Raw genomic sequence first — 12,444 nt, 5'->3', positions numbered from 1 at the left:
TTATTCCCGACTCACTACATAAGGCAAAGGATCTTCCAGCCCTAGAGCAGCAAATGCAGCTAGGCGCAAACGGCATGAGTCACAAACACCGCAAGCAAGTTCGTCGCCTGCGTAGCAAGACCAGGTTTTTTCCCAAGGTACGCCCAATCGATCGCCCAGTTGGATAATTTCTGTCTTTTTGAGCTGAATCAGAGGAGCAACAATTGCGATCGCGTTTCCTTCCCGCCCTTGTTTCGTACCTAGACGAAATACCTCTTGCATAGCTTGGATGTAATCGGGACGACAATCGGGGTAGCCGGAGTAATCGAGGGCATTTACGCCAATGTAAACGCGGCTGGCATTTAAAGTTTCAGCATAAGCGAGGGCAAAACTCAAAAAGATTGTATTGCGGGCTGGTACGTAGGTAACGGGTATATTTTGCGCCATTTCGTCGAGCGATCGCGCTTGGGGTAAATTGATGCTGTCATCAGTTAAAGCAGAACCGCCCCACTGCCGCAGATCGAAAGATATGAGTTTATGGTCAACCACTCCAGCCGATCGCGCGATTGTCTTAGCTGCCTCTAATTCTCGGCGATGTCGCTGTTGATAATCAAAAGAAATCGCATAGCAATCATAGCCATCTGCCCGTGCCTGGTACAGCACCGTTGATGAGTCTAATCCCCCAGATAGCAAAATTACAGCTTTGTCATTGGTCATTGGTCATTGGTCATTGGTCATTGGTCATTGGTCGTTTGTATTTCTTCTCCCTTGTCCCGCTTGTCCCCCTTGTCCCCCCTCTCCCCCCTGCTCCCTGCTCCCTGCTCCCTTCAAAATAATGGACGGGAAAAAAAGTGACACAATACCGCTATCGCAGAGACATCGGTAAAATCACAATTAAAAAAGGTATAACCGTAACAAAATCAAGACAATCTCAAAAAAAATCTAACAATCTTTGAGATTCTACACAAAGACAAGAATTATGGTATCATCTGGCTGAATTCTAACAGTTGAGAGATGAAACCTTAATAACTGGAATGTAGATTACAGAAGCAGTGCAGTAGCGACGATAAATTTTGGTGGTGGAGGAGAAGACTGAGTGCAAAATACCATGTCTAAGGGGCAAGTAGTCCCGCAGATGCAGCGCAACCAACCTGAAGCAATTAAGATTGGCGTGGTTGGAGTGGGCAATATGGGGCAACATCACGCCCGCGTCCTAAGTTTGCTCAAGGACGTGGAACTGGTGGGTATAGCAGATATTAATGTCGAGCGAGGACTCGATATTGCTAGCAAGTACAGAGTGCGTTTTTTTGAAGACTATCGAGATTTACTGCCTCATGTCGAGGCAGTTTGCGTAGCTGTCCCCACTCGCGCCCATTATGCTGTTGGGATGACCTGCCTAAAAGAAGGGGTTCACGTCCTGATTGAAAAGCCGATCGCTGCTAGTATTTCTGAAGCAGAATCTCTAGTCAATACAGCTGCTCAAGCTCAAAGAATCCTTCAAGTCGGTCACATCGAACGCTTCAGCCCAGCATTTCAAGAATTAAGCAAAGTTTTAAAGACGGAGCAATTGATGGCAATCGAGGCTCGTCGCATGAGTCCCGCTGCTCAAAGAGCCAACGATGTCTCGGTCGTCTTAGATTTAATGATTCATGACATTGACCTATTGTTAGAATTAGCTGACGCGCCAGTAGTGAAGCTAACTGCTAGCGGTAGCTGTGGTTCTGATTCTGGATATTTAGATTACGTCACGGCAACTCTAGGTTTTGCGAATGGAATTGTAGCAACGCTGACAGCTAGTAAAGTAACTCACCGCAAAATTCGTCGCATTGCTGCCCATTGTAAAAATTCTTTGACTGAGGCAGATTTTCTGAACAATGAGATTCTGATCCACCGTCAAACAACAGCTAACTGTATGACAGAACACGGTCAGGTACTTTACCGTCAAGATGGCTTGATTGAAAAAGTTTACACGAGCAACGCCGATAAACTTTGCGCCGAGTTAGAACATTTTGTTAGCTGCGTGCGTGGTGGTAGCCAGCCTTCTGTAGGAGGAGAACAAGCATTGAAAGCTTTGCGCTTGGCAAGTTTAATCGAGCAAATGGCTGTAGACGGTCATGCTTGGAAGCTACCAGAACGGGAGTACGAGTATCCGATTGTTGCCGTTTAGCGAGCAAGTTTAAATAGCACGTTTTTTGGTAAAAGCACGCGGATGCGTGCTTCTTTTTTATGTATGAAGATACTGCGATCGCCCTGATTGATAGCGGTTTTCGAGTGGGTAAAATACGCGATCTGTAGGGGCGCACAGCTGTGCGCCCCTACAAATGTCACGCACGCAATCGAGAATTGCTATGAAATATAAATCTACGACGATCGCTCTGTAAATTTATGGCGATCGCTCTAGCTTAAATATCTTAAATCAATAACACTCTTAGATATAGTCAATAACCTGAAGCTGTGCCGTAGGATGGGGAGCCACTACGCCGAACGGGTCATTTAGCTTCAAGTAAGTCGCATTTAAGAATTAAAACCTGACTTTTTCAGAACTTTCTTGGGTTGAGCGCTTATCTAACCCAATCTATAATTATACATAACTAAACGGTATTGTATTTAAATATCTTGAAAAACTAAAAATAATGATCGCTTTTGAAGTCTATCTAAACGGAGAAAAGCTCTGTACAGCAGGTTTGAGAGATTTAAGCGTTCTTACAGCAATTTTGAACTGGAGGCAGCGTCAAGCAGATGCTTCAGCTGCAAACCCTGAAGAGTTAGAGGCTGAAGATTTCAGATTGTACGTGGGAGGGATGTTGAATATTGCAGAAGGTAGTCGAGAATTTCTCAGATGGCTCGATCTCAATCTCGAAGTCGGTAATGAAATAACCATCAAGATTGTAGATGCAAATACTGTAGATATACCAATTAGACGGGAGAAAGTAGAGCTAAATTTCAGTCCTCGAAAGTAGGAACGAAACTGATTATTTTAGGTTATCTTAGGCTTTGCCAGGTAAAGCAAGCGGACTAAGAGGATTATTCTACGTTATCATCAAGCCAAATGAAAACAGAAAGACTAAAATCGAATACGGAGATTTTAGCATTCTTAACACAGGAGGATTTACATCAAGTATGTCCGACTTGAACCGAGGAATTATGAAGTTCGATGGGGCAGATAGCCCCAAAGTCGTGATTATTTCTACCGTACTACTATTAGGAGCGATCGCCGCCTTAATATTTTGGGCGCTACGAGTAGCTTATGCTGTTTAGTTATTAGTTATCAGTGGCTAGTGACTGGTGACTAGTGGTTAGACCAAAATAAGAATCTAGCCACAAGCCACTAACCACTAACCACTCATTAGCGATCGATGACTAACATGCAGCAAGTTTGGGGTGTACTTGCGATTTTCATTCTCTGCCCCTTATTGGGCGGACTACCGTTAATTGCTTGGATAACTCGTGCCTTAACGGGGCGACGACTGGAGCGGATGGGAACTGGTAATATCAGTGTCTCAGCCGCTTTTTATCATGGTGGTAAGTTAGCGGGCATTTTAGCGGTGCTATCGGAGGCATTGAAAGGTATTGCCGCAGTTCTGCTAGCACGGGCATTTTTCCCAACTCAACCAGCGTGGGAATTAATTGCCCTAATTGCCTTGGTCATGGGTCGCTACTGGGTTGGGAAAGGCGCGGGAACCACAAATGTCGTTTGGGGTTATGTCGTCCATGATTGGCGAGTCGCGCTGCTGGTATTTTTAATTGGGGGCATTAGTTTTACTCTGTTGCGGGAAAAAGAGCTGGGAAGATTTGGCGTATTATTTCTCTTTCCCACAATTACGGCACTATTACACTTAAATGATTTTGGTAGAATTGTCGCCGCGATCGCCTTAGCAATATTAATTGGCTGGATTTACAAAAAGATTCCCGACGATCTAGATTTATCTCCAACAGCAGGACAAGCCGGATCTGAAAAAATGTTTCGTTTTTTTCGTGGTGATAAGGCAATTGTGTCTCTCGACGACCGACTCGATCCTCAAAAAGTCGGCGATAAGGCAGCTACTTTATCTCAACTGAAAAGCTGGGGTTATCCCGTACCGATGGGTTGGGTAGTCGTGCCAGGAGACGACCCAGAACCTTTAATTCAAGCTTTGCAACCTTCAGCTACCCAACCGCTAGTAGTCCGTTCCTCAGCAATTGGAGAAGACTCGGAACAAGCAGCGGCGGCGGGACAGTATGAAACCGTACTGCAAGTTACCAGTCGTTCTATGTTAAGGCAGGCGATCGCCCGTACTCAAGCTTCCTACGACCTGCCAAATGCAGTCGAGTATCGTCGTGCCAGGGGGCAAATCGATACAGCAATGGCTGTGTTGATTCAAAAGCAAGTTCAGGGAGTTTTTTCTGGCGTAGCTTTTAGCCGCGACCCAATTACCCAGCAAGAGGATGGTGTTGCGATAGAAGCTTTGCCCGGTGAAGCGCAACAGGTGGTTTCGGGACGATTGACTCCAGAACAGTATCGGGTTGTTATTACAGATGTAGAGACATTAAATGTAACGTCTCTACAAATGGATGGTGAAGGAGACGTACCGCTAGAACTGATTAAACAAGTTGCCCTTCTCGCCCGCAAAATCGAAGATCGATATCACGGTATCCCCCAAGATATTGAGTGGAGTTACGACGGGAGCCAATTGTGGCTGCTGCAATCGCGTCCGATTACAACTCTTCTGCCAATTTGGACGCGCAAGATTGCGGCTGAAGTGATTCCTGGGGCAATTCGCCCGTTAACTTGGTCGATCAACCGTCCGCTAACGTGTGGCGTGTGGGGGGAGATTTTTACAATTGTTTTGGGCGATCGTTCTCAGGGATTAGACTTTAACGAAACGGCAACGCTGCACTACTCCCGTGCCTATTTCAATGCGTCGTTGTTAGGACAAATTTTTCGATTGATGGGTTTACCTGCGGAAAGTCTGGAGTTTTTGACCAGGGGAGCCAAGTTTAACAAACCGCCTTTAAGTTCTACGTTAAAAAATGTACCTGGGTTGCTGCGGTTGCTGGGTCGTGAATTGAGTTTAGTACGAGATTTTCAACAAGACGAGCGGCAGTATTTTCGTCCTGGTTTGGCAAAATTAGAACAGCGATCGTCGCAAGAACTTTCAACAACAGAATTGCTAGAACGGATAGAAGGAATTTTATCACTCCTCAAACGGGCAACTTATTACAGTATTTTGGCTCCTTTAAGCGCTGCCCTACAACAAGCAGTATTTCGAGTTCGGGATGACAAAATCGACAACAGCAAAACGCCGGAAGTAGCCGCATTGCGCGAAATTGCAGCTTTGGCAAAAAAAGCGAGAAAAATCGCGCATCTGACTCCAGAACGAGCATTCGAGCAGTTAGAAGACACTGCGCCCGGGAGAGAAATTTTGCAGCAGTTCCAGCAATTGCTCGATCGTTATGGCTATTTAAGTCAAGTAGGGACAGATATCGCGGTTCCCACTTGGAAGGAGGAACCGCAGGTAGTACGGGAATTATTTGTGCAGATGTTGAGCCTGGAGGAAGGCGGTTTTAGAAGCGGCTTAGAAGTACAACGTGGCGCGACGAGAGTGCAGCAACGCATAGATCTTAAGGGAAGAGTTACGCAGGTATACAGCCGCTTATTAGGAGAGTTACGCTGGTGTTTCGTACGGCTAGAGGAAATATCTTTGCAGTCAGGGCAATTATCTCAACCTGGTGATATTTTCTTTTTAGAATTTCCTGAAGTGCAGCGAGTTGTTGCTGAAGATGTGGAGTTTAGATCTCAATTAAAGCAATTAGTCGAAGCGAGGCGATCGCAATTCGATCGAGACAGCCAACTCAATCCCATACCCCCCCTCATTTACGGCAATTCTCCTCCTACACCCCACACCCGTACAGGCGGGTTTGGCAACCCGCCCCTACAGATTCCCGACTCCCTCTTAAAAGGCATTGGTGCTAGTTCCGGTCAAGTCACGGGAACGATCGCAGTGTTGCACGATTGGCAAATGCTGCCAGAGATCGATAAAAACACAATTTTAGTCGTACCTTACACTGATTCGGGTTGGGTAGCCGCGATCGCTAGGGCTGGAGGTTTGATCGCCGAAGTCGGAGGAAGATTATCTCATGGGGCGATCGTCGCGCGAGAGTATGGCATTCCTGCGGTGATGGATGTGCGCGACGCGACTCATTTATTGCGCGACGGTCAACAGGTGCGGCTCGACGGTCAACAGGGTACGGTGGAGATTCTCGGCAGCGAATGAAATAGTAGACCTGACTTGAAAATCGATTATCAAGTCAGGTCTGACGAATAATGTCTTTTGTTCTGAATCGCCGTATACATAGTTATAAAACTTAACTTTATATGTGATTTTACGTTCGATTTAGTATTGAGCGTAAATTGTCAACTTCTAAAAGTTTAAGGAATTTAAAAACCTAATCTCAGCAATTATACTCAGTCAATTCCAATTAATGCTCGACAAGCAAAAATATATTGGGATCGACTGATAGTTATGATAAACAACTTGCACTGCTAACAGAAATAAATAGGCGATCGCAGCGGTTGTTCAGCGATCGCCAATGTTAACTATAGATAGTTCAATAGGCAATTGAAAAACCATAAACTTTTGCTTATCAAAGCGATATTAGATTTATTTAACTATCAGTCGTTAAAAGTTAACAAATTTTGCACTAAAAGCTGTAAGCTTATTAAAACAACATTAATTTTGGTTTTCGTTGTCTCTTAGGGACTCTAATCGCATGTAGCTAAGTTGTGAAATTTCAACTTTGCAACTCCCCAGCTACGACCACCTAATTTCGCTGAGCCAAACCAGTATTTTTAGATCGAACCATGCATTTTAAATGCAAGAAACTCCACAGTTTCGTTGCATAGATTTGCCTTGATATAAACCATTGAATGTGCTTGAGGAAGGTTTTATGACGGAGTTTTCTCGCCGGAAATTTATCATAACTGCTGGTGCTTCTGCGGTTGGTTCGGTGTTTCTGAAAGGTTGTTTGGGAAATCCACCAGATTCTTTGACTGGTACTCAGGTGCAACAAGTTGCAGCAGTGAATGTTAGTCCCGAACAAGCACCAGAAACAACAAGAGTCAAGCTGGGATATATCCCCATTGTTGAAGCAGCACCTATAGTAATTGCTAAAGAAAAAGGCTTCTTTGCAAAGTATGGCATGACCGATGTAGATGTTTCCAAACAAGCCTCTTGGGGTTCGATGCGAGACAATACAGAAATTGGTGCGGCTGGTGGTGGCGTTGATGGCGGTCAATATCAAATGCCGATGCCACATCTAATTACAGAAGGGCGGATCACCAAAGGCAACAAGCCGATTCCAATGTATGTGTTAGCGCAATTAAACACGCAAGGAAATGGCATTGCGATCGCTAGCAAACACCAAGGCAAAGGTATAGAACTAGAACTAGCCAAAGGTGGCAAAAACTTATTCGGTCAACTCAAATCAGCTAATACTCCCTTCACTGCTGCCTATACATTTGCTCAAGTCAACCAAGATTTTTGGATTCGCTACTGGCTAGCTGCTGGCGGTGTCAACCCTGATAGCGATGTCAAATTAATTCCCGTACCAGCCGCCCAAACTGTTGCCAACATGAAAACAGGCACGATGGATGCTTTCAGTACGGGCGACCCCTGGCCCTACCGCATTGTCAAAGATAAAATCGGTTTCTTGGCAATGCTAACTGCAGACATGTGGGAGTTTCACCCAGAAGAATATCTGGCATTGCGAGCAGATTGGGTTGACAAGCATCCCAAAGCAACTAAGGCGCTACTCAAAGGCATCATAGAAGCGCAACAGTGGTTAGATAACTTCGACAACCGTGAAGAAGCCGCCAAAATCCTCGGCGGACGGAACTACTTCAACTTGCCAGCCGAAATTCTTGCCGGACCATTTGCAGGTAAATACGACATGGGCGAAGGTCGGACAGTTGACGATCGCAACAAAGCCGTACTTTACTGGAAAGATCCTAGAGGTAGCGTTTCCTATCCCTACAAGAGTCACGACCTTTGGTTCTTAACAGAAAGCGTCCGCTGGGGCTTTTTACCACCAGACACCCTGACAAAAGCCAAAGCATTAATTGATAAAGTTAACCGCGAAGACTTGTGGAAAGAAGCAGCTAAAGAATTAGGCGTTGCAGCTGCCGATATTCCCACCAGCACCTCCCGTGGTGTAGAAACATTTTTCGATGGAGTCAAATTCGACCCCGAAAATCCCGCTGCCTACTTAAAGAGTTTGAAGATCAAAAGAGCCTAACGTCTAGAATTCGGAATTCGGAATACCCCTTCGGGGAAGCAAGCTACGGAATTCGGAATTAGCAATTACTAACTATCCATGTAAATCTGAGGAACAGACGACCGATGACTACATTTTCCCCTAGAAGACGGGCTAGCACAGATAACAGCTTTTTAGCAGGCTTACAAAAAAGACTACCTGACTTTTTACCACCATTTATCGCGATCGCCATCTTTTTAGCAATTTGGCAACTCTTTTCTCTCACGCCAGGAGCCACATTACCTGGACCTATAAAAGTCATTCAAGACACTTGGATATTAATTTTCTGGCCCTTCTACGACCGAGGTGGCACGGATAAAGGCTTATTTTGGCAGATCTGGGCAAGCTTACAACGGGTAGCAATCAGTTATACCCTAGCGGCAATTGTAGGAATCGGCTTAGGAATCTTAATTGGTACGTCGAAAGTGATGTCCAAAGCACTAGATCCACTCTTCCAATTACTCAGAACAGTACCACCTCTAGCTTGGGTTCCCATCTCTCTAGCTGCTTTAAGACAAAACGAACCTGCTGCCTTATTCGTAATTTTCATTACAGCAATTTGGCCCATTTTGATCAACACGGCAGTAGGAGTCAAAGAAATTCCCAGCGATTACAACAACGTCGCCAAAGTACTGCAATTAACTAAAAAAGAATACTTTTTCAACATTCTCATCCCTGCGGCACTACCCTACATTTTCACAGGGCTACGAATTGCGATCGGTCTAGCTTGGCTGGCAATTATCGCTGCTGAAATCGTCATGTCCGGTATTGTCGGAATTGGTTTCTTCATCTGGGAAGCCTATCAAAACAACAACGTCAGCGAAGTTATCCTTGCCCTCATCTACATCGGTATTGTTGGTCTGTTACTCGACAAACTTATGGCTTGGATACAAACGCTGATTCTGCCTGCAGAACAGAAATAGCTAATGGTTAATGGTTAATGGTTAACGGTTGCTCGCAATTAACTATTAACTATTAACAACTACCAACTACCAACTACCAACTACCAAATAGCCATGTCTGTATTCGTTGCTGTCGATCAAATAGATAAGGTTTTCAATCTCGTCGGTGGGGGACAATACATTGCCCTCAAAGGCATTGACCTTCAGATTAAAAAGGGTGAGTTTGTATCGCTGATCGGTCACTCTGGCTGCGGTAAATCGACGCTACTCAACATGATTGCAGGATTAGACCTGCCCACAGAGGGAATTGTCACTCTGGAAGGTCAGAGAATTACCAAGCCGGGACCAGATCGGATGGTGGTGTTTCAGAACTACTCTCTCCTACCTTGGCGGACGGTACGGGAAAACATCGCCCTGGCTGTAGATGCTGTAATGAAGGGCGCACCTGCGGGAGAACGCCGCACCATTGTCGAAAAGCACATCGATATGGTAGGTTTGCGTCCCCATGCCGATAAGCCACCAGGAATGCTATCGGGGGGACAAAAACAACGGGTGGCGATCGCCCGTGCTTTAGCCCTGCGTCCGAAGTTGTTGTTACTCGACGAACCCTTTGGGGCGTTAGATGCACTGACGCGGGGTAACTTGCAAGAACAGCTGATGCAAATCTGCCAAGAAAACCAAGTGACAGCCGTGATGGTGACGCACGACGTAGATGAAGCTGTATTGCTGAGCGATCGCATCGTCATGTTAACCAACGGACCCGAATCGAAAATTGGAGGCATTTTAGAAGTAGATATCCCCAGACCTCGTAAGCGGATGCAGGTTGTAGAACATCCCAGCTATTACAGTCTGCGGAGCGAAATGATCTACTTTTTAAACCAGCAAAAACGAGTTAAGCAAATTCGGGCGCGGAAAAAGACCGCTGTTGCCCGTCACGGGTTGGAAAAAGTTAATTTGGAAATCGGCTTCGTTCCCTTAACCGCTTGCGCACCACTGGCGATCGCTCAAGAAAAAGGTTTCTTTGCCAAGCATGGCTTAGATGAAGTCACCCTAGTACGGGAAACCAGCTGGCGCGGGATTGTCGATGGAATTGCAGGCGGCTACATCGATGCTGCCCAAATGCCTTCAGGGATGCCAATGTGGTTGACTTTGGGTGGTCATGAGAATAAACCGATACCCACGATTACTTCTTTAACCATGACTCGTAACGGCAACGCCATCACCTTATCAAAACGCTTTTACGACCAAGGAGTTTACAACCTCACCGACTTCAAACAGCACTTGCTGCGTACCCGCGACCAGCGGCATACGATGGGGGTCGTACATCCTTCCTCAATGCACAGCGTCCTCTTGCGCTACTGGCTAGCCGCAGGTGGTATCGACCCCGATTTAGATGTTGACGTTCACACCATTCCCCCAGCCCAAATGGTTGCCGACCTCAAAGCTGGTAGTATTGATGGATTCTGCGTTGGCGAACCTTGGAACTACCGCGCTGCTGAAGAAGGAATTGGCTTTACCGCTGCTACCGATTTAGAAATTTGGCTGGGACACCCAGGAAAAGTTCTGGGCGTGGGGGAAGAATGGGCAGCAGCCTATCCTAACACGCATATCGCTCTAGTCAAAGCACTTTTAGAAGCTTGCTACTATTGCTCTTTGCCAGAAAATGCTGAAGAAATTCGTCAAATTTTGGCACGGCGGGAATATGTCAGCACCAGCGTCGATTATATTCAGTTGCTAGACCCCGATAGCAGCAGTTGCGATCTGAGTAGTCCAATGCGGGAGTATGCTCACCACCAATTCTTTTCTGAAGCTGCAATCAATCGCCCCAGTCGCACGGAGCAAACTTGGATCGTGACTCAACTAGCACGTTGGGGTCACACTCCCTTCCCTAGAAATTGGGTGGAAATTATCGAACGGATCTGCCGTGTCGGAGTCTTCAGTACAGCTGCCAGAGAACTCGGCTTAGATGTCAGCTACACCCGCCAGCCGCTCAAACTCTTCGATGGGACTGTATTTAATGCCGACGACCCACTCGGATATCTCAACAATCTAGCAATCAAACGTGACTTCTCCGTAGCCGAAGTCATTCTCGACGCACCAATCCGCAGAGCAGCCTAGCTGAATTGGTAATGGGTAATGGGTAAGTCGTAAGTCGTAAGTTGTAAGTCGTAAGTAGAGAAGAACTTGCCTCTCAGCAACTACCAACTACCAACTACCAACTACCAACTACCAACTACCAACTACCAACTACTAACTACCAATTACGATAATGAACAACGCTTTTGCTTATACAGACATCGCCAGAAATCGTTTAGGCAAGCCACTCTCTACAGTGCAGTCTAATCGCCAAGCTTTCGTACAGATTAAGGACGTTTGTAAAGTCTATCCCACCAAAAACGGTCCCTTCACCGTCCTTGATGGGGTGAATCTCAGTGTCTATGAAGGGGAGTTTATTTGCGTGATCGGTCACTCCGGTTGCGGTAAGAGTACGCTGTTAAATATGGTTTCGGGTTTTGCTCATCCCACTTCAGGAGATGTTTTAGTTGATGGTAGTCCCGTGACTAAACCAGGTCCAGATCGGATGGTGGTGTTTCAAAACTATGCCTTGCTCCCTTGGCGGACTGCGTTTGAAAATGTCTATTTGGCAGTGAATGCCGTACATCCCAACAAGCCAGAAGCAGAAAAGCGGGCGATCGTGCGGGAACATTTGGCAATGGTTGGACTCGCAGAAGCCGCAGATAAGAAGCCACCGCAACTATCTGGGGGAATGAAACAGCGGGTTTCGATCGCCCGTGCTTTGGCAATTCGTCCCAAGGTGATGATTTTAGACGAACCTTTCGGGGCGTTGGATGCAATTACCAAAGAGGAGTTGCAGGAAGAGTTACTGAAAATCTGGAACGACCATAAATGCACCGTGTTAATGATCACCCATGATATTGACGAGGCGCTATTCTTAGCCGATCGCCTAGTGATGATGACCAACGGTCCTCACGCTAAAATTGGCGAGGTGTTGGATATTCCTTTCGCCCGTCCCCGCGATCGCGCTCGCATCATGGAAGATCCGCAATACTATCAACTCCGCAACTACGCTTTAGACTTCCTCTACAACCGTTTTGCCCACGACGATGTAGGTTAGTTATTAGTAGGGTGGGCGATGCCCACCCTACTGAGAAAGAAGTAATAATCGGCACAATAATTAGATTCAATAGATTTAATAATAGGTTCTAATTATATGGGTAAATTCCCTCCATAGAAGCTAGTAGAGTCGCTT

General features: G+C 46.1%; 9 protein-coding genes. 8 read left to right on the top strand and 1 reads right to left on the bottom strand.

What is annotated here, in order from left to right; all coding sequences use genetic code 11:
* Complete coding sequence (queC, locus tag H6G17_RS18160) at positions 1-696, bottom strand: 7-cyano-7-deazaguanine synthase QueC (RefSeq protein ID WP_192159496.1); 696 nt, start codon at positions 694-696, stop codon at positions 1-3.
* Positions 697-1,087: 391 nt separating this feature from the next.
* On the opposite strand from queC, the gene H6G17_RS18155 reads away from it, so the two are divergent.
* From H6G17_RS18155 to H6G17_RS18120, 8 genes are all read left to right on the top strand, one after another.
* Positions 1,088-2,146 (top strand): Gfo/Idh/MocA family oxidoreductase, encoded by a 1,059-nt coding sequence (locus H6G17_RS18155; protein ID WP_039713297.1) that lies wholly within the window; start codon positions 1,088-1,090, stop codon positions 2,144-2,146.
* A 466-nt stretch (positions 2,147-2,612) separates the two neighbouring features.
* Complete coding sequence (locus H6G17_RS18150) at positions 2,613-2,939, top strand: hypothetical protein (protein ID WP_192159490.1); 327 nt, start codon at positions 2,613-2,615, stop codon at positions 2,937-2,939.
* A 34-nt stretch (positions 2,940-2,973) separates the two neighbouring features.
* Positions 2,974-3,237: a hypothetical protein gene (locus H6G17_RS33150; protein ID WP_206757165.1), complete on the top strand. Its 264-nt coding sequence runs from the start codon at positions 2,974-2,976 to the stop codon at positions 3,235-3,237.
* Between the two features lie 107 nt (positions 3,238-3,344).
* Positions 3,345-6,233 carry a glycerol-3-phosphate acyltransferase gene (locus H6G17_RS18140; protein ID WP_192159544.1) on the top strand — a complete coding sequence of 963 codons (2,889 nt, stop codon included), beginning with the start codon at positions 3,345-3,347 and terminating at the stop codon, positions 6,231-6,233.
* A gap of 673 nt (positions 6,234-6,906) precedes the next feature.
* Positions 6,907-8,253 (top strand): CmpA/NrtA family ABC transporter substrate-binding protein, encoded by a 1,347-nt coding sequence (locus tag H6G17_RS18135; RefSeq protein WP_192159486.1) that lies wholly within the window; start codon positions 6,907-6,909, stop codon positions 8,251-8,253.
* Positions 8,254-8,357: 104 nt separating this feature from the next.
* Positions 8,358-9,194: a nitrate ABC transporter permease gene (ntrB, locus tag H6G17_RS18130; RefSeq protein WP_192159484.1), complete on the top strand. Its 837-nt coding sequence runs from the start codon at positions 8,358-8,360 to the stop codon at positions 9,192-9,194.
* Positions 9,195-9,287: 93 nt separating this feature from the next.
* On the top strand, positions 9,288-11,291 hold the full coding sequence (locus tag H6G17_RS18125; protein ID WP_192159482.1) for a nitrate ABC transporter ATP-binding protein: 2,004 nt from the start codon (positions 9,288-9,290) through the stop codon (positions 11,289-11,291).
* A gap of 151 nt (positions 11,292-11,442) precedes the next feature.
* Positions 11,443-12,309, top strand: coding sequence for a nitrate ABC transporter ATP-binding protein (locus H6G17_RS18120; protein WP_015152992.1), 867 nt, complete (start codon positions 11,443-11,445; stop codon positions 12,307-12,309).
* The last annotated feature ends 135 nt before the right edge of the window (positions 12,310-12,444 follow it).

Origin of the sequence: Chroococcidiopsis sp. [FACHB-1243] (assembly GCF_014696895.1) — a bacterium.
Lineage (GTDB): Bacteria > Cyanobacteriota > Cyanobacteriia > Cyanobacteriales > Chroococcidiopsidaceae > Chroococcidiopsis.
Note: the sequence above shows the minus strand (reverse complement) of the source record. Positions and strands in the feature narration are given on the sequence as shown.

What these genes read in the sequence shown, in the direction of transcription:
- queC (WP_192159496.1), bottom strand. Translation starts at nt 696, where the DNA reads ATGACCAATGACAAAGCTGTAATTTTGCTATCTGGGGGATTAGACTCA.
- H6G17_RS18155 (WP_039713297.1), top strand. Translation starts at nt 1,088, where the DNA reads ATGTCTAAGGGGCAAGTAGTCCCGCAGATGCAGCGCAACCAACCTGAA.
- H6G17_RS18150 (WP_192159490.1), top strand. Translation starts at nt 2,613, where the DNA reads ATGATCGCTTTTGAAGTCTATCTAAACGGAGAAAAGCTCTGTACAGCA.
- H6G17_RS18140 (WP_192159544.1), top strand. Translation starts at nt 3,345, where the DNA reads ATGCAGCAAGTTTGGGGTGTACTTGCGATTTTCATTCTCTGCCCCTTA.
- H6G17_RS18135 (WP_192159486.1), top strand. Translation starts at nt 6,907, where the DNA reads ATGACGGAGTTTTCTCGCCGGAAATTTATCATAACTGCTGGTGCTTCT.
- ntrB (WP_192159484.1), top strand. Translation starts at nt 8,358, where the DNA reads ATGACTACATTTTCCCCTAGAAGACGGGCTAGCACAGATAACAGCTTT.
- H6G17_RS18125 (WP_192159482.1), top strand. Translation starts at nt 9,288, where the DNA reads ATGTCTGTATTCGTTGCTGTCGATCAAATAGATAAGGTTTTCAATCTC.
- H6G17_RS18120 (WP_015152992.1), top strand. Translation starts at nt 11,443, where the DNA reads ATGAACAACGCTTTTGCTTATACAGACATCGCCAGAAATCGTTTAGGC.